Origin of the sequence: Streptomyces sp. NPDC058683 (assembly GCF_042716195.1) — a bacterium.
Classification (GTDB): Bacteria; Actinomycetota; Actinomycetes; order Streptomycetales; family Streptomycetaceae; genus Streptomyces.
In genome coordinates this window covers 61,945-86,765 of the sequence record NZ_JBHXSK010000014.1, presented here as the reverse complement: position 1 = coordinate 86,765, position 24,821 = coordinate 61,945, and the positions used below count along the sequence as shown (strand labels likewise).

The window sequence follows — 24,821 nt, the reverse complement described above, 5'->3', positions numbered from 1 at the left end:
GTCCGACCGGGCCGCGCAAAGGGGGATGACGTGGCATTGGCGACGAACGTGGCCACCGTGCGGCGACCGGGCGCCGCACGCCTGACCGGCCACGGCGCCTGGTTCCTGGTCCTGCCCGCCCTGATCCCGATCCTGGTCCTGAGTGTCGGCCCGCTGCTCTACGGGATCCTGCTGGCGTTCACCGACGCCCAGTCCGGCCGGACCGCGGCCACCCGGTGGATCGGCGGCCTCAACTTCCAGGACCTCCTGCACGACACGCTCTTCTGGGAGTCGTTCCGGATCGGCCTGGTCTGGGCCGTCGGGGTGACCGTGCCCCAGTTCCTGCTCGCCCTCGGCCTGGCCCTCCTCCTCAACCAGGAGTTACGGCTGCGCTGGCTGGCCCGCGCCCTGGCCATCGTGCCCTGGGCGATGCCCGAGGTCGTCGTCGGCGTCATGTGGCGGCTCGTCTACAACCCGGACGCGGGGATCCTCAACGAGACCCTGCGCGACCTCGGCCTCGGCGACGGCCGGGACTGGCTGAGCGGCCTCGGCAGCGCCCTGCCCGCCGTGATCGTCGTCGGCGTCTGGGCCGGCCTGCCGCAGACCACGGTCGCCCTGCTCGCCGGAGTGCAGAACACCCCGCGCGAACTGCACGAGGCGGCGGCCGTGGACGGCGCCGGCGCCTGGCGCCGCTTCCGCACGGTCACCTGGCCCGCCCTCAGACCCGTCGCCCTGGCCGTCACCGCGCTCAACCTGATCTGGAACTTCAACTCCTTCGCCCTGGTCTACGTCCTGACCAACGGCGGCCCCGGCGGCAAGACCCGGCTGCCGATGCTCTTCGCCTACGAAGAGGCCTTCCGCTACGGGCAGTTCGGCTACGCGGCGGCGATGGGTTGCGTGATGGTCGCGGTGATCGCGGTGCTGCTGGCCGTCTTCCTGGCCGGCCGGCTGCGGGGAGGCGAGGACGCGTGAGGACCCGCACCGGCGCCCGCGTCGCCCAGTACGCGGCCCTGCTCGGCTACCTCGTCTTCCTCGCCTTCCCGCTGCTGTGGCTGCTTTCCACGGCCTTCAAGTCACCGACCGAGCTGGGCAGTCTGCACCCCACCTGGATCCCCCGGCACCCGACCCTGGCCAACTTCCGCCAGGCCTTCGACGAACAGCCCCTGCTGCGCGCCGGCCTCAACTCCCTGCTCGCCGCGCTCGGCGCCGCGCTGATCGCCGTACTGCTCGCGACCCCGATGGCGTACGTCATGGCCCGGCGGCGCGGGGCGCTGTCCCGGGCGGCCACCGGGTGGGTGGTGGTCAGCCAGGCCTTCCCGTTCGTGCTGGTGATCATCCCGCTGTTCCTGGTGCTGAAGAACCTGCGGCTGATCGACTCCCTGTTCGGGCTGGTGATGGTGTACGTGGTGTGGGCGCTGCCGTTCGCGCTGTGGATGCTCGTCGGCTATGTCCGGGCGGTCCCCGTCGAACTGGAGGAGGCGGCGGCCGTGGACGGGGCCGGACGGCTGCGGACGCTGGTGTCGGTGACGGCACCGCTGCTGGCTCCCGGGATCGTGGCGACCGGACTGTTCGCCTTCGTCACCGCGTGGAACGAGTTCTTCTTCGCGCTGGTGCTGCTGAAGACACCGGAGAAACAGACCCTGCCGGTCGTCCTCACCCACTTCATCGGCGCGGAGGGCGTGGCCGACCTGGGTCCCCTCGCCGCGGCCGCCTTCCTGGCCACGCTCCCCTCGCTGGTCGTCTTCGCACTCGTCCAGCGGCGGATCACCGGCGGGATGCTCACCGGGGCGGTGAAGAGCTGATGCGGACCAGGACCACCACGGCACTCGTCGTCGCCTTCCTCCTGCTGCTCGGGGGATGCTCGGGAGCCGCTCGGAAGGGCGGTCCGATCACCCTCCGTTTCCAGTCCCTGGCCTGGCAGGAGGACTCGGTCGCCGCCAACAAGGAGCTGGTGAAGGAGTGGAACGCCACCCATCCGGACGTCAGGGTCGATTACGTGCAGGGCAGTTGGGACAGTGTCCACGACCAGCTGCTCACCTCCTTCGAGGGCGGTGAGGCCCCGGACATCATCCACGACGCCTCCGACGACCTCGCCGACTTCGCCTACGGCGGCTACCTCGCCGACCTGACCGACTTGCTGCCCGCCCGGCTCAAGTCCGACATACCGCAGCGGAGTTGGCAGACGGCGACCTTCGGTGACGGCATCTACGGCGTGCCGTTCCTCCAGGAGCCGCGGGTGCTGATCGCCAACACCACCTGGCTCGCGAAGGCGGGAGTGCGGATACCGACACCCGAACGGCCCTGGAGCTGGGAGGAGTTCAGGCAGGTCACCAAGGAGCTCAGCGGCGACGGCAGGTACGGCGTCGCCTGGCCGCTCAAGGAGCCCGTCTCCGCCACCCTCAACCTCTCCCTGTCGGCGGGCGGACAGCTCTTCCACCGGGGCGCGGACGGCAAGGTGACCGTGCGTTTCGGGGCCGCCGACCAGATCGTGCCGCGCACCATCCACGACCAGGTCGGCACCGACCACAGCGCCCCCGGCTCCACACTGGGCAGCGGCGGCTCGGACACCCTGCCGGGCTTCTTCGGCGGCAAGTACGCGATGGTCCCGCTCGGCTTCTCCTACCGTCAGCAGATCGTCCAGCAGGCGCCGAAGGGCTTCGACTGGGAGGTGCTGCCCGCCCCGGCCGGCGCCGACGGGCTCGCCCAGGGCGTCAGCCCGCAGACGCTGTCCGTCGCCGAGGACAGTCACCACAAGCAGGAGGCGGCCGAGTTCATCGACTTCCTGCTCCGGCCGGACAACATGGTCCGGCTCGCCCTCGGCGACTGGATGCTGCCCACCGGCACCCAGGCCCTGAAGGATCCGGCCCTGCACACCGCCAGGTACGGCTGGGCCACCGGCACCGCCCTGGCCGGCCACCTCAGCCCGGCCCCCGCCCAGACGGTCCGCGGCTACCCGGAGTGGAAGGACAAGGTGGCCACCCCCGCCCTCCAGTCGTACTACAGCGGCGCCATCGGCCTCGACGAACTCCGCCACCGCCTGGAGAAGGACGGCAACCTCGTCCTCGCCCGCTACCAGCGCTGAGCACCCGTACGCACCGAACAGGGCCCGTTGGCTCCCCCGGATACCAACGGACCCTGTGTCGGAGGGCGTTACCCGGCACTCAGACCGGCAGCCGGTCCGGATCGCCCCGGTTCACCGGGGGCGCCACCGGCTCCGGGGACTCGTCGTGGGTCAGGTCCGGCAGCCAGTGCAGCCAGCGAGGCAGGTACCAGTTGCGCTCGCCGAGCAGGGCCATCACCGCCGGGAGCAGCACGCCCCGGATGACCGTCGCGTCGATGAGGACCGCGGCCGCCAGGCCCACGCCCATCTGCTTCATGGACTGCATGGACAATGTGCCGAAGATCGCGAACACGGCGACCATGATGACGGCGGCGCTGGTGACGACCCCGGCCGTGGTGACCACCCCGTGCCGGATCGCGTCCCTGGTGGACCGGCCGCGCAGCCGGGCCTCGCGGATCCGGGAGACCACGAACACGTGGTAGTCCATCGACAGGCCGAACAGGATCACGAAGAGGAACAGCGGCAGCCAGCTGACGATCGCGCCGACGCCCTCCGCGCCCACCAGGGAGGCACCCCAGCCGTGCTGGAAGACGGCGACCAGGATGCCGTAGGCGGCGCCCACCGAAAGCAGGTTGAGCAGGATCGAGGTGATCGCGACCGTCAGCGAGCGGAACGACAGCAGCATGAGGAGGAAGGCGAAGACGACCACGAAGGCGAAGACCGGGACGACCGAGCCCATCAACTGGTCGTTGAAGTCCTCGTTGCCCGCGACGTTCCCGGTCACCGGCGCCTGCACCCCGTCGACCATGCCGAGCGTGGCGGGCCGTACCTGGTCGCGCAGCTTCTCCAGGCTCTGGCCGGCCTTGTCCCAGTCGGAGCCGCCGACCAGTGGTACGGAGATCAGCGCCACGTTCTGGGCGTCGTGCAGCCTGATGTCGACCGGGCCGCGCGAGGCACCCGAACTGATCGCCTGCTTGCGGAAGTCGGTCAGCGCCTGCTTGACCTCGGGGGCGTTGATGTCCTTCGCCTTGACGACCACCTCGGCCGGCTGGGAGCCGCCGGGGAAGGCCTGGTTGACCCGGTCGTAGGTCTGCACGATCGGCAGCGAGCCGCCGAACTCCTGGTCCAGGGTGAGCTGCGAGGTCTTCATGCCGAGGGCGGGTGCGGCGACCGCGAGCAGTGCACCGGCCGCGACGAGCACGGAGACCAGCGGCTTGGCGAGCACGCCCCGCAGCACGGCGGTCCAGAAGCGGCTCGCGGAAGGGCCGTGTGCGCGCTGGCGGCGGCGCAGGAACGGTATACGACCCTTCTCCACCCGGTGGCCCAGCAGGGAGAGCAGCGCGGGCAGGACGGTCACCGAGCCGACCATGGCGACCGCGACGACCATCAGGGAGGCCAGGCCCATCGCCTCGAACTCGGCGAGGCCGGTGAACAGCATGCCCGCCATCGCCACGCAGACCGTGACACCGGAGACGATGATGGCCCGGCCGCTGGTGGCGGCGGCGATCCGCAGCGCCGCGCCCGCGTCCCGGCCGGCCTCCCGCTCCTCGCGCTCCCGGCGCAGGTAGAACAGGCAGTAGTCGACGCCGACGGCCATGCCGACCAGCAGCATCACGGAGTTGGCGGTGTCGCTCATCGGCTGCAGATGGCTGACCAGGCCCATCAGGCCCATCGTCGCCATGATCGCGGTGATCGCCAGGCCGACCGGCAGCAGCGCGGCCACCAGCGCGCCGAAGGCGATCAGCAGGATGCCGAAGGCCACCGGCACGGCGGAGTACTCGGCCCGCTTGAAGTCCTTGCCGAAGGCGTCGCCGTACTGCTTGTCCATGCTGGCGCCGCCGATCTCCGCGATCCGCAGCGTGCCGTGCGCCTTCTGCACCCCGGCCACCGCGTCCAGCACCGGCTCGACCCGGTCGGCGGCGGTCTCCGCGTCGCCGCGCATGTCGAACTGGACCAGTGCGCTGCGGCCGTCCTTCGAGATCGTCCCGGTGTCGTACGGCGAGGTGATGCCCGTGACCTTGCCGGTGCCGTCGACCGCCTTGACGACGTCCGCGACGGCGGACCTGAACTCGGCGTCCGTGGCCTTGACCGACGGATCCTCGGACTGGACCAGGACCGTCTCCGCGGCCGGCTCCTTGATCCCCGCGTCGTCGATGATCTTTGCCGCGGTGTGCGTCTCGCCCTTGAGCTGGTCGCTCTCGTCGACGTCGACCCGGCCGGCCGCCGAGCCGAGCCCCATCGCCAGGACGACGAACAGGACCCATATGCCGACGGCGGCCCAGCGGTGCCGGGCGCTCCAGCCGCCGGCCCGGGCGGCCAGGCCCCGCACCCGTGTCTCTCCGATCCCCATGACGGGATTGCCCCCTCGTGTGCGGTGACGGCCCCGGCCGCCACGATTTCTTCACGACTTCCTTCGTTCGATTCGAAGGTATGGGCTGGATAAGACCGACTCCTCGTGCTGCCCGGTGAAGTACGACGGCCGGCTCTCATCGCCTGGGAGGATGTCGGGCCCTTACATCTATCGACCCATCTCGGGGGTGTTGATCAGGGGTGTCCCTTCCGACGACGCGGATCCGCTTTGTGATTACAAAACCTTGTTGAACAAGTCACAGGTGCGTGTAGGAGTTGATCCGGGGCGCTCTCATCGGCCAGAGTTTCGGGCAGTCCGGCACGCCCGGCACGGCCGTCGTGCCCACCCCCACGGGGCACGACGGCCGTTCTAAGGTGTTCGAATGACGATGTATGCGGCACTGCTGCGCGGGATCAACGTGGGCGGCAGGAAGAAGCTCCCGATGGCCGAGCTGCGGGCGCTCATGACCGGCCTGGGGCACGAGTCCGTACAGACCTACCTCCAGAGCGGGCAGGCGGTCTTCGCCGCCGCCCACGGGGACGCCGGGTCGCTGGCCGCGGAGCTGACCGAGGCGATCGAGGAGCGGTTCGGCTTCTCCGTCGACGTGCTCGTGCGCGACCACTCCTACCTCAGGGCGATCGCCGAGGCCTGCCCGTTCCCGGCCGCCGAGCTGGAGGCCAAGCAGTTGCACGTCACCTACTTCTCCGCACCGGTCACCCCGGAGCGGTTCGCGGACCTGGACCCAGCCGCCCACCTCCCCGAGGAGTTCCGGCTGGGCGACCGCGCGCTGTACCTGTACGCCCCGGACGGCCTCGGCCGCTCCAAGCTGGCGGAGGCGCTGTCCCGGCCGCGGATCAACAAGGGGCTGATCGCCACCACCCGGAACTGGAACACGGTCGTCAAGCTGGTGGAGCTCACCGCCCAGGGAGCGTGACCTTCCGCAGGCCGAGGAAGGGGGCGCGCGACAGGATCTCGCGAGGTGCGGTCAGACGCGGGTCGGCGTACAGGCGGCGGGCCCCGTCGTCGTCGCAGGCGGCGACCGCGTCGAGGAGGGCCAGGTCGTCCTCGGAGAGCACCGCATCCGGCTCCTCGGTACCGGCCAGCGGGAGCCAGCCGTCCCACGGCAGCGTCTCGACGCCGTTGCGGCAGGCCAGGTCGAGGACGAGGCTGTGCCGGACGAACCAGGCGCCCCGCAGATCGTCGTTCCCCCAGAGCCCGAAGGTCCCGGGATCGGCCGTGCCCCTGCGGACGGCCCGCCAGGCGTCACCGGCCACGACGAACCGGTCCCGCTCCACGTCCAGCGGGTCGAAGTCCAGGTCGTGGCCCCGATCCACGACCTGCGGGTCGGCCAGCCGCCAACTCCCGTCCGGCAGCCTGTACTCGGTGATCCAGTGGTCCTCGTGGAAGCCGTCGACGAAGTACGTGCCGAAGCCCCCGCGCACCCGGGCCGGGGTGCCCGTCGCCCGCAGCAGGGACACGTGCAGCAGGGCGAAGTCCCGGCACGTCCCGACGAACCGCTCCCCGTACGCCCTCGGTTCGGTGAGCGGTGCGCCCGAGCGCTCGCGCAGGATCCGCAGGATCCCGGAGACGAACCGGACCTCGCCGTCGTGGTGCAGCCGTTCCGGCGGGATCTCGTACCCGAGGCGGTCGCCCTCGAAGCGGTGGATGATCAGCCCCCGGACCAGCCGGGCGAGTTCACCGGGATCGCGCGGCAACCGGCTCGTGTCCAGGTCTCCGGGGTCGCTGTACGGCGTCTGTTCCAGGTATCCGTCCATGCCGTCACCCTCGACCCTGCCCCAGGGGCAGGGTCAACGCCTGTGCGAGGCTCCTCCCATGCGCTACATCATCATCGGAGCAGGGGCCGTCGGCGGGGCGATCGGCGGGCGGCTCGCGGGTTCGGGGCATGAGGTCGTGCTGGTGGCGCGGGGTGCGCACCACGCGGCGCTGCGGGACGGCGGGCTGCGGCTGAAGGTGCCGGAGGGCGAGTACACGTACCGGCTGCGGGCCGTCACCGGGCCCGGGGAACTGGGCGAGCTGCGGGCGGACGACGTCCTCGTCCTCGCCGTCAAGACACAGGACACCGTGACCGCCCTGGGGACCTGGGGGCCGGCGCCGGTGGCGGGCGGCGGCACGGCGGCGGAGCGGCTGCCCGTGTTCTGCGCCCAGAACGGCGTGGAGGGCCAGCGCCTCGCCCTGCGCGTCTTCCGGCACGTCTACGGCGTCTGCGTCTGGCTGCCGGCGACCTACCTCGAACCGGGCGTCGTCTCCGCCGGCGGCGCCCCGCTCACCGGCATGCTGCACCTGGGCCGCCACCCCCGCGGCACCGACGCGACCGTCCGGCTGGTCGCCGCCGACCTGGAGACGTCGCACTTCGAGGCACCCGTCGTGCCCGACGTGGCGCGCTGGCAGTACGCCAAGCTGCTGTCCAACCTCGGCAACGCGCTGGAGGCCGTCGCCGGGCCCGTCGCCGACGAGGCGGCCGTGACCCTGTTCCAGCGGGTGCGGGCCGAGGGCGAGGCCGTGCTCGACGCCGCCGGGATCGCGTACGCGAGCGTCGAGGAGCAGCGGGCGCTGCGTGGCCACAAAGTGGACCTGGTCCCGCTGGACGGCGCTCCGCGCGGCGGCGGCTCCTCCTGGCAGTCCCTCAGCCGCGGCACCGGCACCATCGAGGCCGACTACCTCAACGGCGAGATCGCGCTGCTGGGCCGCCTGCACGGTGTGCCGACCCCGCTCAACGACCTGCTCCAGCGCCTCGCCAACACCTTCGCACGCGAGCAGCGGGAGCCGGGCTCGCTGCCGGTCGGGGAGCTGGTCCGCCTCGCCGACGAGGCTGTCGCCCGCCTCCAGCAGGCGTGACCCGGGCGCGGCCGGGCCCGGTCAACTGCCCAATAAGGACAAGTCGTTGGGAAGCCGAACCGGTAAAGCCCCTGGTGTGACACGTTCGCGGACGGCGACGCAGAGGTAAGAGCCGGCCACGGCAGTGTCGCTCGTGAGAGCCCGTCCGTGAGCCGGCCGTTCGCGGTCCGGCGTCACAGGGGAGCGCCGGACCGCGAACCCCGAGGACGCCTCCCGGACCGGACGCCGGACGCCGGACGGGGCTCAGGCCCCCACGGCCGCCAGGGCAGGGGTGCGGGCCGCGTCGTACCGCTCCAGCAGCACCCGCGCCACCTCCGGCGCCGGGCCGAGCACCTCGGCCAGCACGTCCGCCTCCGCCGCGCCCCGCGCGATCCGGTCGGGCAGGAAGCCGGGGGCGAGGACGTAGGGAGCCACCGCCACCCGGGCACAGCCGAGGTCGCGCAGTTCCCGTACCGCGTCCTCGGTGCGGGGGAGGGATGCGGAGGCGAACGCGGGCCGCACGGCGCACCAACCGGTGTGCCGCCACTCCCGCGCGATTTCTGCGATCACCGCGATCGCCTCCGGGTCGCTGGACCCCGCCGAGGCCAGTACGACCCCGGTCGAGGACTTGTCGGCGGGGGTCAGCCCCGCCTCGTACAGCCGCCGTTCCAGGGCCGCCAGGAGCAGCGGGGACGGGCCGAGCACCTCCGCCTGCCGGATCCGCAGCCGCGGCGGCGCGTCCCGCAGGACGGCCGGGATGTCCGCCTTCGCGTGGAAGGCGCGGGTGAGCAGCAGGGGGAGAGCCACGACATCGCGGACGCCTTCTGCCGCCAGGGACTCCAGCACCCCGGGCACCGAGGGGATGGTGAAGTCCAGGAAGCCGGTCTCCACGCGCAGCCCGGGCCGCAGCGACCGTACCCGCCGTACCAGGGCGTGCACGGTCGCCGCGTGCCGCGGATCGCGGCTGCCGTGGGCGATCACGACGAGGACGGGGCGGACCGGCTTGCGCATGGGCGACCTCAGCTCTTCACCAGCAGACCGCGGCTGCGCAGCACCCACCGCTCCAGCGGGCTGAAGATCAGCAGGTCGATCGCGATGCCGACGAACAGGATCAGGATGATGGCCTCGAACACCATGGCCATGTCGCTGGCGGTGCGCGCGTTCTCCAGGAGCTGGCCGAGGCCCACGCCGAGGTCGGGGAAGCTCGCGATGATCTCCGCCGCCATCAGCGAGCGCCAGGAGAACGCCCAGCCCTGCTTCAGACCCGCCACATAGCCGGGCATGGCGGCCGGCAGCACGACGTGCCAGATGCCCTTGACGCCGGTCGCGCCCATCGTGCGCCCGGCCCGCAGGAACAGCGGGGGTACCTGGTCGACACCGGAGACCAGGCCGTTGGCGATGGAGGGGACCGCGCCGAGCAGGATCACCGCGTACATCATCGAGTTGTTCAGGCCCAGCCAGATCACGGCCGGCGGCACCCAGGCCACCGACGGCAGCGACTGGAGGCCGGACAGGATCGGGCCGATGGCCGCGCGCACGAACTTCACCCGGGCCACCAGCAGACCCAGCGGGGTGCCGATGACCAGCGCGAAGAGGAACCCGAGGAGGCCGCGGCTGACACTGGTCCAGATGTAGCCGAGCAGGTCGCCCTTGAGCCAGGCGTCCTTGAAGGCGTCGCCCACCGCCGCCGGTGAGGGCAGCTTGGACGGGTCGTCGACGACCGGGACGAGGAGCGTCCAGACCACGAGGACCACGGCGAGCGCGATGATCGGGGGCAGGATCTTGCTGGTGAAGGTGTGGCGGAAGGGCGTCCGGCCGGTGACGGCGATCTCCAGCGCGTCCAGACCCGCCTCGATGCCGGCCAGCTCGCCGCCGACCGTCGCGGCCGTCCCCGGCGTCTTCGTCTCACTGCTGGCCATGACGGCGGATCTCCCCACGCAGTACATCGGTGATCTCAAGGGACAGTTCGGCCACGGGCGCGTCCTCGATGCGGCGCGGCTGCGGTATGCCGACCTCCCACTCGCGCGCTATCCGGCCGGGGCGGGAGGACAGCAGGATCACCCGCTGGGCGAGCCGCACCGCCTCGCGCACGTTGTGCGTGACGAACAGGACGGAGACCCCGGTCTCCTCCCAGATCCGGGTCAGCTCGTCGTGCAGCACGTCCCGGGTGATGGCGTCCAGGGCCGAGAACGGCTCGTCCATCAGCAGCAGTCTGCTCTCCTGGGCGAGCGCGCGGGCCAGTGCGGCCCGCTGGCGCATACCGCCGGACAGCTCGTGGACGCGCTTGTCGTACGCGCCCTTCAGCCGGACCAGTTCGAGCAGCTGCTCGGTCCTGGCACGGCGGTCGTTCTTGGGAACCCCCCTGAGCCTCAGGGCGAGTTCGATGTTCTTGCCCGCGGTCAGCCACGGGAAGAGGGCGTGCTCCTGGAACATCAGGGCGGGCCGCCCGTCCGTCGCGATGGAACCCGCCGAGGGCTGGTCGAGCCCTGCCACCAGGTTCAGCAGCGTGGACTTGCCGCAGCCCGAGGCCCCCAGGAGGGTGACGAACTCACCCGGCGCGACATCGAGCGTGATGTCGTCCAGGACGAGCTGCTGCCCGCCGGGAGTCGCGAAGGACTTCGAGACATGCTCAAGGCGTGCCGCGTACTCCACCGACTCGCCGGCCTTGGCGAGTGTCGTGGTCGTGGCCATGGTCGTCACCTCCTGGGAACGCGTCGGGACCGGGGTCAGCTGCTGCCGAGACCGGCGGCGTCGACCGTGCTCGCGCCCTCGGACGTGAGGATCTTGTTGAGGATCGTCAGGTCGTAGATGTTCTTCAGCAGCGGGTCGGAGAGCAGACCGGCCTTGACGGCGTGCTCGGCCTCGGTGTTGAGGGTGGAGGCCAGCGGGTCGTCGGTGAACTGGATCGACTTCCAGGCCGGGTCCAGGACGTCGTCGGGCAGCGCCTTGCCGGAGTCGACCTCCAGCTGCTTGTTCGCGGCGGCCTTCGCCTGGTCGGGGTTGGCGTTGATCCACTTGTTGGTCTCGACCGAGCCCTTGAGCACGGCCTCGACGACCTTCGGGTGCGCCTTGAGGAACTTCTGCGACACGATGATGTTCGTGATCACGAACTTCTTGTCGGGCCACAGCGTGGACTCGTCGAGCAGCACCTTGCCGCCCTCGGCGACCAGCTTGGACGCGGTCGGCTCCGGCACCCAGGCACCGTCGATGGAACCGGCCTTGAAGGCGTCCGGGGTGATCTTGTTGTCGGTGCGGACGACGGTGACGTCACCCTTGCCGCTCTGCGCGTCGACCTTCCAGCCCTGGTCGGCGACCCAGTTGAGGAACGCCACGTCCTGCGTGTTGCCCAGCTGAGGCGTCGCGATCTTCTTGCCCTTGACGTCCTTCAGGGACTTGATCTTCTTCGGGTTGACGACCAGCTTCACGCCGCCGGACGCCGAACCGCCGATGATCTTCAGGTCGGTGCCGTTGGACTTGGTGTAGCCGTTGATCGCCGGGGAGGGGCCGATCCAGCCGATGTCGATGGAGCCCGAGTTGAGCGCCTCGATCTCGGACGGGCCCGCGTTGAAGATCGCGTACTTGGCCTTGGTCGCGCCGAGCTCCTTCTGGAAGAAGCCCTTCTGGTTGCCCACCAGCGCGGTCGCGTGGGTCAGGTTGCCGAAGTAGCCGATCTTGACGGTGTCGAGGCCTTCGATCTTCTTGGCCCCGGCGGCGACCTTGGTGGTGTCGCTCTTGTCGGAGTCCGACCCGTACCCGCAGGCGGCGAGCGTGAGCAAGGGGAGTGCGGCGAGCGCGGCTATGCCGCGGCGCAGGAGCTTGGAACGGTTGGCAGGCACGGGAGGCTTTCCTCTCGTTGGCCCGGCGGTCACGGTCTCTCAGGTCGTGGCCGGGAGGTCGGCAGGTCTTCGTCGCATCCGGGACGTCGGGTGGGGGGCCGGGGCGCGCAGGCAGTGCGCGTACGTCAGCACGCACATCGCGCCACCCCGCCCTGCCCGCTGCCGAGGTCGCCGCTGCCGACGCGGCCGCCCTCCTTCGCGAACGTCGAGTAGACGTCGGTCATCGTCATGTCAGAAGTCCCACCCGTCGTCCTCGGCCTCGTCGTTGACGGGCTCGGGGGAGGCGAACGACTCGCCGACCATGCCCGCGGTGAGCGTGGTGCCGTCTGCGGGGTCGATCAGGATGAACGAGCCGGTGCGGCGCGAGTCGGCGTAGGAGTCGACCGGCAGCGGCTCGGCGGTACGGATCTTCACCCGGCCGATGTCGTTGGCGACGAGCTGTCCCGGGTGCGGGTGCAGGGACAGGTCGTCGAGCGTCAGCCGGGACGGGATGTCCTTGACGATCGCCTTGACCGTGCGGGTGCCGTGCTTGAGCAGCACCCGGTGCCCGACGGTCAGCGGCTGGTCGGCCACGTGGCAGACGGTCGCCTCGACCTCCTGGGTGGTCGCCGGGGCGTCCTTCGTGGGCACGATCAGGTCGCCGCGCGAGACGTCGATGTCGTCGGTGAGCAGCAGGGTCACCGACTGGGTCGTCCAGGCCGAGTCGACCGGCCTGCCAAGGAGGTCGATGCCCGAGATCGTGGTCGTACGACCGGACGGCAGGACCGTGACCGGCTCGCCGACGTGGAAGGTGCCGGCGGCGATCTGGCCGGCGTAGCCCCGGTAGTCCGGGTGTTCGGCGGTCTGCGGGCGGATCACGTACTGCACGGGCAGCCGGGCGTGGCAGTGCGCCAGGTCGTGGCTGACCGGGACGGTCTCCAGGTGCTCCAGGACGGTCGGGCCGCCGTACCAGTCCATGTTGGCGGACGGCTCCACGACGTTGTCGCCGACCAGCGCCGAGATCGGGATCGCCGTGACCTCCGGGACGCCCAGCTCGGTCGCGTACGCCGTGAACTCCTCGGCGATCGCGGCGAAGACCGTCTCCTGGTAGTCGACCAGGTCCATCTTGTTGACGGCGAGGACGACGTGCGGGACCCGGAGCAGGGCGGCGATCGCGGCATGCCGGCGGGTCTGTTCGACGACCCCGTTGCGGGCGTCGACCAGGACCACGGTCAGCTCGGCGGTGGAGGCACCCGTCACCATGTTGCGGGTGTACTGCACATGGCCGGGCGTGTCGGCGAGGATGAACCGCCGCCTGGGCGTGGCGAAGTAACGGTACGCCACGTCGATCGTGATGCCCTGCTCGCGCTCGGCCCGCAGCCCGTCGGTCAGCAGCGCCAGGTCGGGTGCGTCCTGCCCGCGCGAGGCCGAGGCGCGCTCCACGGCCTCCAGCTGGTCGGTGAGGACCGACTTGGAGTCGTGCAGCAGCCGTCCGACGAGGGTGGACTTGCCGTCGTCGACCGAACCGGCGGTCGCGAAGCGCAGCAGGGTGGTCTCGGTCAGGCCGAGATCCGTGGTGGTCGTGCTCATCTCTAGAAGTACCCCTCGCGCTTGCGGTCTTCCATCGCGGCCTCGGAGAGCTTGTCGTCGGCCCGGGTGGCGCCGCGCTCGGTGAGCCGGGAGGCGGCGATCTCCGCGATCACGGCGTCCAGCGTGCCGGCGTCGGAGTCGACGGCGCCCGTGCAGGACATGTCACCGACGGTCCGGTAGCGCACCTGCCGCTTCTCGATGGTCTCGCCGTCCTTCGGGCCGCCCCACTCGCCGGCCGTCAGCCACATCCCGCCCCGCTGGAAGACCTGGCGCTCGTGCGCGAAGTAGATCTGCGGCAGCTCGATGCCCTCGCGGGCGATGTACTGCCAGACGTCCAGCTCGGTCCAGTTGGAGAGCGGGAAGACCCGGACGTGTTCGCCGGGGGCGTGCCGTCCGTTGTAGAGGTTCCACAGTTCGGGGCGCTGGCGGCGCGGGTCCCACTGGGAGAACTCGTCCCGCAGCGAGAAGACCCGCTCCTTGGCGCGGGCCTTCTCCTCGTCCCGGCGGCCGCCGCCGAAGACCGCGTCGAACTTCTCGCTCTGGATCTTCTCCGTCAGCGGCAGCGTCTGCAGCGGGTTACGGGTGCCGTCCGGGCGCTCCTTGAGCACACCCCGGTCGATGTAGTCCTGTACGGAGGCCACATGGAGGCGCAGCCCATGTGCGGCCACCACACGGTCCCGGTACTCAAGGACCTCCGGGAAGTTGTGTCCCGTGTCCACGTGCAGCAGCGAGAAGGGCACCGCCGCCGGGGCGAACGCCTTCAGCGCCAGATGCAGCATGACGATGGAGTCCTTGCCGCCGGAGAACAGGATCACCGGCCGCTCGAACTCGCCCGCCACCTCACGGAAGATGTGGACCGCCTCGGACTCCAGCGCGTCCAGGTGGGACAGGGCGTACGGGGTGTCCGTGCCCTCCCCGTGAGCCGCCACGGTCGTCGTCATGCCAGTCCCTTCCCGCTCAGCAGGGCGTGCACGGACGCCGCGGACTCCTGCACGGTCTGGTGCTGCGACTCGATCCGCAGATCGGGTGTCTCGGGCTCCTCGTAGGGGTCGTCGACACCGGTCAGCCCGGTCAGCTCACCGGCGGCCTGCTTGGCGTACAGACCCTTCACATCGCGTACCGAGCACACCTCGACCGGGGTCGCCACGTGCACCTCGACGTACGCGGTGCCGTTCTCCTCGTGACGCTTGCGCACCGCGTCCCGGCTGTCCGCGTAGGGCGCGATCACCGGGACGAGGGCTGTGACGCCGTTACGTGCCAGGAGTTCGGCGACGAAGCCGATGCGCTGCACATTGGTGTGCCGGTCCTCGCGGCTGAAGCCGAGGCCCGCCGAGATGAACTCGCGGATCTCGTCGCCGTCGAGCACCTCCACGAGGTGGCCGTCGGCCTGCAGCAGGCCGGCCAGCTCGTACGCGATGGTGGTCTTGCCGGCACTCGGCAGACCCGTGAGCCAGACGGTGGCTCCGGTCGTCACGTTGTTCTCCTGGTTCGTCGAATGGGTCGTCGAAAGCCCGATGGCCGTCATCCGTGCAGTCCGCACTCGGTCTTGGCGCGCCCCGCCCAGCGGCCGGCGCGCGCGTCCTCGCCCTCCAGCACCCGGCGGGTGCAGGGGGCGCAGCCGACGGAGGTGTAGCCGTCCATCAGCAGGGGGTTGGTCAGCACGCCGTGTTCGGCGACGTAGTCGTCCACGTCGTCCTGGGTCCAGCGGGCGATCGGGGAGATCTTGACCTTCTGCCGCTTCTCGTCCCAGCCGACGACCGGGGTGTTCGCCCGGGTCGCGGACTCGTCGCGGCGCAGCCCGGTCGCCCAGGCGGCGTACTTCGTCAGGCCCTGCTCCAGCGGCTGCACCTTGCGGAGCCTGCAGCACAGGTCGGGGTCGCGGTCGTGCAGCTTCGGGCCGTACTCGGCGTCCTGCTCGGCGACGGTCTGGCGCGGGGTGAGGGTGATGACGTTGACGTCCATCACGGCCTCGACCGCGTCCCGGGTGCCGATGGTCTCCGGGAAGTGGTAGCCGGTGTCGAGGAAGACGACGTCCACGCCCTTCTGGACGCGGGACGCCAGATGGGCCACCACGGCGTCCTCCATGGAGGAGGTCACGCAGAAGCTCTTGCCGAAGGTGTCCACCGCCCACTGGAGGATCTCCAGGGCGGAGGCGTCTTCGAGTTCGCGGCCGGCCTGCTCGGCCAGCGCCTTCAAATCGTCGGTGGTGCGGTCTTCCTGAGCTGTGGTCATATCTGTTCCCCTCCGGCTTCGGAGTGCTTCAGCCCCCGGGCGAGCAGCCCGAGGAACTTCAGCTGGAATGCGCGGTTGCAGGCCGCGCATTCCCAGGCGCCGTGACCCTGCTCGTTCGGACGCAGGTCCTCGTCGCCGCAGTAGGGGCAGTAGAAGGGGGCGGCCCGCTCGCTCATGAGAGGGCCTCCTCACTGGCGCGGGACGCCCAGGCGGCGAACCGCTCGCCGTCCTCGCGCTCCGCCTGGAAACGCTTGAGCACCCGCTCGACGTAGTCCGGCAGCTCCTCCGAGGTCACCTTGAGGCCGCGGACCTTGCGGCCGAAACCGGCCTCCAGGCCCAGCGCGCCGCCCAGGTGCACCTGGAAGCCCTCGACCTGCTCGCCCTGGTCGTCGAGGACCAGCTGGCCCTTGAGACCGATGTCCGCGACCTGGATGCGGGCGCAGGCGTTCGGGCAGCCGTTGAGGTTGATGGTCAGCGGCTCGTCGAAGTCGGGCAGCCGGCGCTCCAGTTCGTCGATGAGCGCGGCGCCCCGCGCCTTCGTCTCGACGATGGCGAGCTTGCAGTACTCGATGCCGGTGCAGGCCATGGTGCCGCGCCGGAACGGGGACGGCTTGGCGGTCAGGTCCAGCGCCTCCAGGGCCTCGACCAGCGAGTCGACCTGGTCCTCCACGACATCGAGGACGATCATCTTCTGCTCGACCGTGGTGCGCACCCGGCCCGAGCCGTGCGCCTCGGCGAGGTCGGCGATCTTCGCCAGGGTGGTGCCGTCCACGCGGCCGACGCGCGGGGCGAACCCGACGTAGAAGTTGCCGTCCTGCTGCCGGTGCACGCCGACGTGGTCGCGCCAGCGCTGCAGGGGCTCGGCCGGCGCGGGGCCGTCGACGAGCTTCCGCTCGAGGTACTCGTCCTCCAGGATCTGGCGGAACTTCTCCGCGCCCCAGTCGGCGACCAGGAACTTCAGCCGGGCGCGGGTGCGCAGCCGCCGGTAGCCGTAGTCCCGGAAGATGCCGATGACGCCCGCCCAGACGTCCGGGACCTCGTCCAGCGGCACCCAGGCGCCGAGCCGGACACCGATCTTCGGGTTGGTGGACAGGCCGCCGCCCACCCACAGGTCGAAGCCGGGGCCGTGCTCGGGGTGCTCCACACCGACGAACGCGATGTCGTTGATCTCGTGCACCACGTCGAGCAGCGGCGAGCCGGAGATCGCGGACTTGAACTTGCGCGGCAGGTTGGAGAACTCCTTGCTGCCGATGAACCGCCGGTTGATCTCGTCGATCGCCCAGCTGCCGTCGATGATCTCGTCCTCGGCGATGCCGGCGACCGGCGAGCCGATGACGACACGCGGGGTGTCGCCGCACGCCTCGGTGGTGGACAGGCCGACGGCCTCGAGACGGTTCCAGATCTCGGGAACGTCCTCGATGCGGATCCAGTGCAGCTGGATGTTCTGCCGGTCGGTGACGTCCGCGCTGCCCCGCGCGAACTCCTGCGAGATCTCGCCGATCACCCGCAACTGCTGGGTGGTGAGGCGGCCGCCGTCGATGCGCACCCGCAGCATGAAGTACTTGTCGTCCAGCTCCTCCGGCTCCAGGATGGCGGTCTTGCCGCCGTCGATGCCGGGCTTGCGCTGCGTGTACAGGCCCCACCAGCGCATACGTCCGCGCAGGTCGTTGGGGTCGATCGAGTCGAAGCCGCGCTTGGAGTAGATCGTCTCAATGCGTGTCCGCACATTGAGACCGTCGTCGTCCTTCTTGAACTGTTCGTTGCCGTTGAGCGGGGTGAAGTGACCCAGAGCCCACTGACCCTCACCGCGGTGACGACTCACCTTGCGGCGGGGCGCGGAGGCGGCAGGGTTCTGCGGGGTGGCGGCCATGGTGACTACGTCCTTCGGGACAGGCGGGGAAGCGGCTCTTACCTGCGCGTACGGGCGCACGGGGGTAAATCTGCGCGACACTGCGCAAGGGAAGGTCTGGACAGGAAGGGGCGGCGGTGCTGTGCTCTCAGCCCGCCGGACAGATGGCGCTGGACATGCGGCCGAGGTCGACGTGCCGCCGACTCACCAAGGCGGTTCCAGTTCCAGACATGACGGAAGCGTGTCACGCGGATCTCGGGGCAGTCCACCATCGTCCGCAGTTCGGACGGATCTATTCTGAATACTGAGACAGGGTGGCGTGGGTCACGCCCCGCGTCACGCCCCGGGACGTGACTCCGGACGGGCCCCCGGCCAGGGCCCCGGGGCCGGGACGTCCGATTCCTCCTCGATCTTCGTGTCGAAGAGCCTGAAGCCCCGCCGCTGGTAGTTGGCCATCGCGTGCTCGCCGTCCAGGCTGCAGGTGTGCAGCCACACCCGCTTCGTCGGCGGCAGACCGGGCCACCGCTCCGCCAGGTCCCAGGCGCGTGCGGCGCCGTACGACAGCAGGTGACCGCCGATCCGGCGGCCCCGGAACGCCGGTATCAGGCCGAAGTAGACGATCTCCACGACTCCGTCGTCCTGCGGTTCCAGCTCGACGTAGCCCGCCGGGGTGCCCCGGTCGTAGCCGACCCAGGTCTCCACGCCCGGCCGCTCCAGGTGCTCCCGCCACCGGGCGTACGTCCAGCCCAGCCGGTCGGTCCAGCGGATGTCGCCGCCGACCGAGGCGTACAGGAAGCGGCTGAACTCGGGGGAGGGGATCTCGGAGCGGACGACCCCGACCGTGCCGCCCTCCGGCGTGGCGGCCGGGCGGAGGTCGGCCGGGGAGGTCTGCTCCAGGGACCAGGTGGTCACGACGACGCTGCTCATGGGGGCCAGGCAATCATCCCGGCCCCGGCCGTGTCGATGTCCGTTATCGGAGCGACGCGTCGATCGAGCGCAGCGGCACCGAGAACAGCATGCGGTCCGTGACCGACCACACCTCGCCCGTGTCGGGGGCGTAGGAGAGCGAGCCGGCGCTCTCGCCCCAGCAGCGGTGCGAGGCGTCCGAGCCGCAGCTGGCCGCCTGTGCGCCCTCGGTGTCCTGCCGCCACAGGCTGCCGTGCCCGTCCATGGCGCCGGGGAGGTGGCCGACGTACCACTCGGAGGCGGTCGCGCCCGGCGGTCGGTACGACAGGACGCCCCGGATCTCGGAGGCCCCGGTCAGGTACGCCTCGACCGCGTCCGCCCGGCCGGTGGCGTCGGTGGCGAGCGGTCCGTCGTGCTTCGGGTTCTCGTCGAACGCGTACCGCCACAGCCGGGCCCGCTGATCGCTGCCGGCGGGTGTCCACTCGCCGAGGACCAGGCTGTCCGGGGCCGTCCCGCGGTCCACGGAGAGCGCGCTCGGACAGGGCGCGCCGGCCGCGGAACAGGCTCCCGCGGTGAACCGGTACGAGCCCACGGCGGGCATCACGTACCGGAAGCCGTCGGCCGACCAGCCGCCGGGTACCCGGCCGACCGCGTCGGTCAGCACCGAGGTGCGCTGGATGCGGTTGAGGTCGTAGACGTAGAGCGCGTCGGCGCTGCCCGGGGTGGTGGTGACCAGCAGCTTGTCCTCGTACCAGACCATGCCGGAGATCTCCGAGGTCAGACCCCGGTAGGTACGGCCGTCGGCGCTGGGCACGGTCAGCAGGACCCAGGAGTAGGAGGGGTGCGCCGGGTCGTTCTCGTTCACGACCGCGACCCTGGCCAGGCCCCGGGAGGCGGCCGGGCCGCTGGAGGTGCTGTGCGTCCAGCCGGCCAGGACGACCCGGTTGGCGCCCCACAGGCCGTCGTCGTCCGCGTCGGATGAGGTGGTCACCGAGGCCGGCCGCCAGTCGTCGGTGAGGGTGTCGGTGGGATCCCAGCAGTACGCCTCGGTGGCCTCCGGGGTGGCCGGCAGTGAGTCCCGGTCGTCGGAGTCGCAGTCGGCCGCCTCGCGCAGGCTGTGGTCGGCGTCGGCCAGGACGTCGGTGACCCCGACGGTCCCGCCCATCGCCGAGGCGAGCCGGTCCAGCGAGCGGCGTGGCACGAGGTGTTCCTGAAGCTGGAGCGGCGCGGTGTCGGCGGCAGAGGTCAGCGGCTTCAGTGCGCCCGGGTTCTCGGCGACCGTGGCCTGCGAGGCGCTGACGATCGTGGCGGTCGCGGTGAGCGCCAGCGCGGCCCCGGCCAGGGCGGCCCGCAGTGCCGTGCCCCGCCTGCGCCGCCGGTGTCTGCCGCGATGCTTCATGTCTCCTCCCGAGGCGGGCCAACTGCGCCCCATGGTCCGTACGTTGACCGAGGAGCAGGTGGGGATGCCCGCACCGGGATGCTACGGCAGTCGGGGCGGCCGTACCGCGTAGACCGCGTAAATATGCGGAAGATGCGTCCTCTTATGCCCCTGATGCGTTGAATGAGCCCTGGGGTGCGGGCCTTCACCTGGACCGGGGGGCAGGCCCTCTGCCCGCCGCCACCGCCGGGGCGGTCGAGCAGGGCAGCAGGTCGTGCGGGTCGGCGGGGAGCAGCACCTCGATCTCCGCGTCCTCCCGGAAGCGATAGGGCCGGTGTTCGAGCAGCGCCCCCAGATAGCGCCGGATCCTGGACATCTCGGCGCGCACGGTCACCGTCCGTGAGGCGTCCCCGAAGACGTCCTCGGCCAGCCCGGCCGCGCTCCGCCCGGCACCTCGCACCGCCAGCAGATACAGCAACTCGGCGTGCCGGGGGCTCAGTTCCCGGGACCAGGAGCCGGCGCCGCCGCCCACCGTCACCGAGGGCCGGCGCGGCCGGGACAGGTCGAGCACCAGCCGCCCGCCGCCCGCCGGTGCCGGATCGTCCACCGCGCGCAGCAGCCAGCCCCCGGCCAGCGGCTCCACCGAGCACAGCCCGAGCGCCGGCAGCCAGCGGCGGCCCGGCGAAAGGGGCTTGGGCAGCGCGAGCCGCTGGGGATACGGCATGCCGATGACCGCCGCCGTCCAGCCGTCGGCGTCCACCACCAGCGCCCGCCCGCCCAGCCGGGCCAGCACCGGCGCCGCGACCGCGCGCAGCCGCTGCAGCGCGTCCAGATGCAGCTCCCGCAGCCGGGCCTCGGCGAGTTTCGCCACCGAGTTCACCCAGGCGAGGGTGGCCGGATGCATGGACTCCAGCGGACCGCTGACGTCCACCACACCGAGCAGCCTGCCGTCCCGGGGGTCGCAGATGGGTGCGCCGGAACATGTCCAGGAGCTGAGTGAGCTGACGAAGTGCTCGGCGGCGAAGACCTGGACGGGGCGCCGCACCACCGCCGGGGTGCCGACCCCGTTGGTGCCGACGACGTCTTCCCGCCAGTCGGCGCCGGGCGCGAAGCCGAGACCGTCGGCCTTGCGCAGCACCGGCGAGGAACCCTCGCGCCACAGCACCCGGCCGTCGGCGTCGGCCACCACCATGATGTGCCGGGCGACGTCCGCGACCGAAAGCAACCCCTCCCGCAACACCGGCAGTACATCTCTGAGCGGTGACTCCTCACGTTTGCGCCGGACTTCGTCGGCGGACAGCAGTCCCGAACGGAGGTCGTGGTCGGGGTCGACGCCGCTGCGCAGCGTCCGCCCCCAGGACTGCTCGATCACCGGCCGGGGAGCGATCCGCCCACGGTGTCCGGCGAGTCTGGCCTCGCGCAGTTCGCTCAGTAACCGCGCCGCCTGCGCCGCGTCCACCGCGGCGAGTCGCGCCACGTCCATCGGCGGGTTCCCCACTGAGGTCCTCCCGGACAGTCCTCGCAAAAAGGCATGGAAGAGTCTTGTCAAGTCGTCCGGGCGGCGGTTTCCGGTCCGACTGCGCGTCTCATACTGCCGTTTTCCAGTGCCCGAGGCACACAGTCCGCTCACAGACACCGTCATGTTGCAACCCCTTGCAACCCTGGTGAACGGACCGGGGTTGGCCGAAAATTGAGCCGACGCTCCGGCGTCGTGGCCTGACATGGGCCGAAGCGGGGGTGGTGCCGTGTCGGCGCAGCACCACCCCCGCGTCCCGGCGGGGAGCCGATCGCGGCAGGGGCTGCGCTACCAGGTGCGTCGGCGGCCGACGGTAGTGGTGGGTTGCTCGCGCGGTTCCCCGCGCCCCTTCAGGTAGGGATGCGCACCCTTGCTCGATTCATCACCGCTGCCAGGTCCAGGCCCTTCGGCAGGGTGCCGAAGGATGAACCCCAGTCGTTGCCCAGTCTTGACGCGCAGAAGGCGTCGGCCACCTCGGGGGGCGCGAAGCGGACCAGCAGGGAGCCCTGGAGGACCGTCGCCAGGCGTTCCACGAGGCGTCGGGCCCTGGCCTCCATGCCCTCCAGGTCGGCCAGTTCGGAGAAGAGGTCCTTGACCGCGCGGTCCAGGCGGTGGTCGGCGCCGTGGGCGCGGCCGATCTCCTGGAGGTAGGCGTCCAGTGCTGCCGGTTCGCGTTGCAACGCCCGCAGGACGTCCAGCGCCTGGACGTTCCCCGCGCCCTCCCAGACCGAGTTCAGCGGTGACTCGCGCACCAGCCGGGGCAGCCCCGACTCCTCCACGTAGCCGTTGCCGCCCAGGCACTCGGCGGCCTCCACGGCGACCGGCGCGCAGCGCTTGGTCACCCAGTACTTGGCGGCCGGCAACGCCAGCCGCAGCAGGGCCCGTTCGGACTCGCTCCCGTCGTCGTAGGCGGCGGCCAGCCGGAGCGCGAGCGTCGTCGCGGCCTCCGACTCGATCGCGAGGTCGGCCAGGACGTTGCGCATCAGCGGCTTGTCGGCGAGCCTCCCGCCGAACGCCTCGCGGTACGTGCAGTGGTGCACGGCCTGTGCCACCGCCTGCCGCATCAGCCCCGCCGAGCCCAGCACGCAGTCGAGCCGGGTCGCGGCGACCATCTCGATGATGGTCCGCACCCCGCGCCCCTCCTCGCCCACGCGCCGCGCCCAGGTGCCGTCGAACTCGACCTCGCCCGACGCGTTCGACCGGTTGCCGAGCTTGTCCTTGAGGCGCTGGAGGAGGAAGACGTTGCGGGTGCCGTCCGCCAGGACGCGCGGCACGAGGAAGCAGGTCAGTCCGTCCGGTGCCTGGCCCAGCACCAGGAAGCCGTCCGACATCGGGGCCGAGCAGAACCACTTGTGTCCGGTGAGCGCGTACGTCCCGGACTCGGCGAGCGGCACGGCGGAGGTCGTGTTCGCGCGTACGTCGCTGCCGCCCTGTTTCTCCGTCATGCCCATGCCGAAGAGGGCGCCGGCCTTCCGGGCGGCGGGCCGCAGCTCACGGTCGTAGATCACGGACGTCAGCAGCGGCTCCCACACGGCGGCCAGCTCCGGGTCGGCGCGCAGCGCGGGCACCGCCGCGTTCGTCATCGACAGCGGGCAGCAGTTGCCGGCCTCGACCTGGGTCCAGACCAGGAAGGCGGCCGCCCGCCGGACGTGCCCGGACGGCCGTACCCAGCCGGTGGTCAGGCCCGCGCCCACGCCCTTGCCGAGCAGCCGGTGCCAGGCGGGATGGAACTCGACCTCGTCGACACGGTGGCCGTAGCGGTCGTGGGTGCGCAGCCGCGGCGGGTGCTCGTTGGCCTGCACCCCCCACTCCTGCACCTGCGCCGAACCCGCCGAGACGCCGATCGACGACAGCTCGGCACGGACCTCGTCCAGCAGCTCCGGGCCGGTGTGCCGGGCCACGGCCTCGACGAGGGCGCGGTCGGCGGCGAAGAGGTCGTATCCGGCCAGCGGAGGCGGCTGGTTGGTCACGGTATGCGTGGGGGTGCCTGCCATGTCTGCGAACCTACCCGGGGCGACGGCGGTGGTCTCCAGCGTGACACGGCGGTGCCCCCGGCCGCGCCGCAAGGTCCCGCCGGGTCCCGGAAGATCGCTTCGGGGCCCCGGAAGATGAGTACCGCCCCGGACGGCGGATACCGTTAGGGCGTGCAGCCAGCAAGCGATACCCCCGAGCGGCCCTCCGGCCGGCTCCACCGGGCCAGGGCCCTCTACCGGAACGTCTCCAAGCGCAGGACGGCCTGGCTGCTGCTCAAGGACACCGTCAATTCCTGCATGGAGTACCGCATCCTCGGCCTCGCCGCCGAGGCCGCCTTCTTCACCCTGCTGTCCGTACCGCCGCTGCTGCTCAGCCTCATCGGACTGCTCGGCTACGTCGACGACTGGACCGGCGCCGACACCATCGCCAGCCTGGAGGCCAACCTCCTGGACGCCTCCCGCACGGTCCTGTCCGACAAGGGCGTCAAGGAGATCGCCGAGCCGATCCTGCACGACGTGATGCGGGGCGGCCGCCCCGACGTGATCTCCATCGGCTTCCTGTTCGCCCTGTGGTCGGGCTCCCGCGCGGTGAACGTCTTCATCGACACGATCACCGTGATGTATGGCCTGGACGGCGTCCGGGGCATCGTGAAGACCCGGGTGGTGTCCTTCCTGCTCTTCGTCGCGGCCCTGCTGATCGGCTCGGTGGCGCTGCCGCTGATGGTGGCCGGGCCGGACGCGGTGGTCCGGATCGTGCCGTGGTCGGAGACGGTCGTACAGGTCCTGTACTGGCCGGTCGTGATCGTCCTGTCCATCGTCTTCCTGACCACGCTGTACCACGTCTCCGTGCCGGTGCGCTCGCCGTGGATCGAGGACGTGCCGGGTGCCCTGGTGGCCCTGGCCATGTGGGTCCTCGGCAGCTTCCTGCTGCGCATCTACCTGACCAACACCATCGAGGGCGCGACGATCTACGGCTCCCTCGCCGCGTCCGTCGCCGTGCTCCTGTGGATCGGCGTGTCCGCCTTCGCCGTGCTGGTCGGCGCCGCCGTGAACGCCGCGATCGACCGGGTCTGGCCGGCCGCCGCCACGGCCGCGGCCCGCGCCGCCAACGAACGGCTGCGGGAGGCCCAGGTCGCCGAGTACGTCGCCCGCGCGGCCGCGGCGCGCGAGGTCGACCCCGAGGATCCGGACATGCCGTCCGAGTTCCCGGAGCGGTGGTCCCGGTTCCTGCCGCCGGAGGACGTCACGGCGCGGTTGCGTACGCATGTGAAGAGCAGCCATCCGCCGCCGCGTAAGCCGGAGGCTTGAGGGCCGGGGCGGGTTCGCCGTGGGGGTGC

At 71.2% G+C, this 24,821-nt stretch carries 23 protein-coding genes; 6 read left to right on the top strand and 17 right to left on the bottom strand.

Annotation, left to right across the window (positions count from 1 at the left end; translation table 11 throughout):
- Nucleotides 1-36: 36 nt before the first annotated feature.
- The 3 genes from ACFWXC_RS17245 to ACFWXC_RS17235 are packed head-to-tail and all read left to right on the top strand — an operon-like array spanning nucleotide 37 to nucleotide 3,061.
- Nucleotides 37-951, top strand: a complete 915-nt coding sequence (locus ACFWXC_RS17245) for a carbohydrate ABC transporter permease (protein WP_384479675.1) — start codon at nucleotides 37-39, stop codon at nucleotides 949-951.
- Nucleotides 948-1,781 (top strand): carbohydrate ABC transporter permease, encoded by an 834-nt coding sequence (locus tag ACFWXC_RS17240; protein WP_384479466.1) that lies wholly within the window; start codon nucleotides 948-950, stop codon nucleotides 1,779-1,781. Before ACFWXC_RS17245 ends, ACFWXC_RS17240 begins: the two co-directional genes overlap by 4 nt.
- A complete protein-coding gene (locus ACFWXC_RS17235) occupies nucleotides 1,781-3,061 on the top strand; it encodes an ABC transporter substrate-binding protein (RefSeq protein ID WP_384479464.1) in 1,281 nt (426 codons plus the stop codon). Before ACFWXC_RS17240 ends, ACFWXC_RS17235 begins: the two co-directional genes overlap by 1 nt.
- A 79-nt stretch (nucleotides 3,062-3,140) precedes the next feature.
- Here ACFWXC_RS17235 and ACFWXC_RS17230 read toward each other — a convergent pair whose 3' ends face one another.
- A complete protein-coding gene (locus tag ACFWXC_RS17230) occupies nucleotides 3,141-5,390 on the bottom strand; it encodes an MMPL family transporter (protein WP_384479462.1) in 2,250 nt (749 codons plus the stop codon).
- Between the two features lie 382 nt (nucleotides 5,391-5,772).
- Between ACFWXC_RS17230 and ACFWXC_RS17225 the strand changes: the two genes are divergently transcribed.
- Nucleotides 5,773-6,324, top strand: coding sequence for a DUF1697 domain-containing protein (locus tag ACFWXC_RS17225; protein WP_384479460.1), 552 nt, complete (start codon nucleotides 5,773-5,775; stop codon nucleotides 6,322-6,324).
- Here the strand turns inward: ACFWXC_RS17225 and ACFWXC_RS17220 are convergent.
- On the bottom strand, nucleotides 6,305-7,165 hold the full coding sequence (locus ACFWXC_RS17220) for a transglutaminase-like domain-containing protein (RefSeq protein WP_384479459.1): 861 nt from the start codon (nucleotides 7,163-7,165) through the stop codon (nucleotides 6,305-6,307). The genes ACFWXC_RS17225 and ACFWXC_RS17220 overlap by 20 nt on opposite strands.
- 58 nt (nucleotides 7,166-7,223) lie before the next feature.
- Between ACFWXC_RS17220 and ACFWXC_RS17215 the strand changes: the two genes are divergently transcribed.
- Nucleotides 7,224-8,246 carry a ketopantoate reductase family protein gene (locus ACFWXC_RS17215; protein WP_384479457.1) on the top strand — a complete coding sequence of 341 codons (1,023 nt, stop codon included), beginning with the start codon at nucleotides 7,224-7,226 and terminating at the stop codon, nucleotides 8,244-8,246.
- A gap of 243 nt (nucleotides 8,247-8,489) precedes the next feature.
- Here the strand turns inward: ACFWXC_RS17215 and ACFWXC_RS17210 are convergent, their stop codons facing one another.
- From ACFWXC_RS17210 to ACFWXC_RS17140, 15 genes are all read right to left on the bottom strand, one after another.
- Nucleotides 8,490-9,236, bottom strand: coding sequence for a sirohydrochlorin chelatase (locus tag ACFWXC_RS17210; RefSeq protein ID WP_384479455.1), 747 nt, complete (start codon nucleotides 9,234-9,236; stop codon nucleotides 8,490-8,492).
- A gap of 8 nt (nucleotides 9,237-9,244) precedes the next feature.
- Entirely contained in the window at nucleotides 9,245-10,144 is a 900-nt protein-coding gene (locus tag ACFWXC_RS17205) for an ABC transporter permease (protein WP_384479454.1), read from the bottom strand.
- Complete coding sequence (locus ACFWXC_RS17200) at nucleotides 10,131-10,916, bottom strand: ABC transporter ATP-binding protein (protein ID WP_384479452.1); 786 nt, start codon at nucleotides 10,914-10,916, stop codon at nucleotides 10,131-10,133. Before ACFWXC_RS17200 ends, ACFWXC_RS17205 begins: the two co-directional genes overlap by 14 nt.
- A 35-nt stretch (nucleotides 10,917-10,951) precedes the next feature.
- A complete protein-coding gene (locus ACFWXC_RS17195; protein WP_384479451.1) occupies nucleotides 10,952-12,061 on the bottom strand; it encodes an aliphatic sulfonate ABC transporter substrate-binding protein in 1,110 nt (369 codons plus the stop codon).
- 231 nt (nucleotides 12,062-12,292) lie between these two features.
- On the bottom strand, nucleotides 12,293-13,630 hold the full coding sequence (locus ACFWXC_RS17190; RefSeq protein WP_384479449.1) for a sulfate adenylyltransferase subunit 1: 1,338 nt from the start codon (nucleotides 13,628-13,630) through the stop codon (nucleotides 12,293-12,295).
- Between the two features lie 2 nt (nucleotides 13,631-13,632).
- The gene (cysD, locus tag ACFWXC_RS17185; RefSeq protein ID WP_384479447.1) at nucleotides 13,633-14,571 is read right to left on the bottom strand and encodes a sulfate adenylyltransferase subunit CysD; all 939 of its coding nucleotides are present in this window, start codon (nucleotides 14,569-14,571) and stop codon (nucleotides 13,633-13,635) included.
- Nucleotides 14,568-15,155 (bottom strand): adenylyl-sulfate kinase, encoded by a 588-nt coding sequence (gene cysC, locus ACFWXC_RS17180; protein ID WP_384479446.1) that lies wholly within the window; start codon nucleotides 15,153-15,155, stop codon nucleotides 14,568-14,570. The genes cysD and cysC overlap by 4 nt, the downstream gene beginning before the upstream one ends.
- Nucleotides 15,152-15,862: a phosphoadenylyl-sulfate reductase gene (locus tag ACFWXC_RS17175; RefSeq protein WP_384479444.1), complete on the bottom strand. Its 711-nt coding sequence runs from the start codon at nucleotides 15,860-15,862 to the stop codon at nucleotides 15,152-15,154. Before ACFWXC_RS17175 ends, cysC begins: the two co-directional genes overlap by 4 nt.
- Nucleotides 15,859-16,038: a hypothetical protein gene (locus ACFWXC_RS17170; RefSeq protein ID WP_217546992.1), complete on the bottom strand. Its 180-nt coding sequence runs from the start codon at nucleotides 16,036-16,038 to the stop codon at nucleotides 15,859-15,861. Before ACFWXC_RS17170 ends, ACFWXC_RS17175 begins: the two co-directional genes overlap by 4 nt.
- Nucleotides 16,035-17,732, bottom strand: a complete 1,698-nt coding sequence (locus tag ACFWXC_RS17165) for a nitrite/sulfite reductase (RefSeq protein WP_384479442.1) — start codon at nucleotides 17,730-17,732, stop codon at nucleotides 16,035-16,037. The genes ACFWXC_RS17170 and ACFWXC_RS17165 overlap by 4 nt, the downstream gene beginning before the upstream one ends.
- A gap of 127 nt (nucleotides 17,733-17,859) precedes the next feature.
- A complete protein-coding gene (locus tag ACFWXC_RS17160; RefSeq protein ID WP_360476077.1) occupies nucleotides 17,860-17,943 on the bottom strand; it encodes a putative leader peptide in 84 nt (27 codons plus the stop codon).
- Between the two features lie 104 nt (nucleotides 17,944-18,047).
- On the bottom strand, nucleotides 18,048-18,638 hold the full coding sequence (locus ACFWXC_RS17155; RefSeq protein ID WP_384479441.1) for a GNAT family N-acetyltransferase: 591 nt from the start codon (nucleotides 18,636-18,638) through the stop codon (nucleotides 18,048-18,050).
- A 43-nt stretch (nucleotides 18,639-18,681) separates the two neighbouring features.
- Nucleotides 18,682-20,016, bottom strand: coding sequence for a hypothetical protein (locus ACFWXC_RS17150; RefSeq protein ID WP_384479439.1), 1,335 nt, complete (start codon nucleotides 20,014-20,016; stop codon nucleotides 18,682-18,684).
- 184 nt (nucleotides 20,017-20,200) lie between these two features.
- On the bottom strand, nucleotides 20,201-21,478 hold the full coding sequence (locus ACFWXC_RS17145) for a GAF domain-containing protein (protein ID WP_384479437.1): 1,278 nt from the start codon (nucleotides 21,476-21,478) through the stop codon (nucleotides 20,201-20,203).
- A gap of 383 nt (nucleotides 21,479-21,861) precedes the next feature.
- Nucleotides 21,862-23,505, bottom strand: a complete 1,644-nt coding sequence (locus ACFWXC_RS17140) for an acyl-CoA dehydrogenase family protein (protein ID WP_384479436.1) — start codon at nucleotides 23,503-23,505, stop codon at nucleotides 21,862-21,864.
- A gap of 150 nt (nucleotides 23,506-23,655) precedes the next feature.
- On the opposite strand from ACFWXC_RS17140, the gene ACFWXC_RS17135 reads away from it, so the two are divergent.
- Entirely contained in the window at nucleotides 23,656-24,792 is a 1,137-nt protein-coding gene (locus tag ACFWXC_RS17135; RefSeq protein ID WP_384479435.1) for a YihY/virulence factor BrkB family protein, read from the top strand.
- The last annotated feature ends 29 nt before the right edge of the window (nucleotides 24,793-24,821 follow it).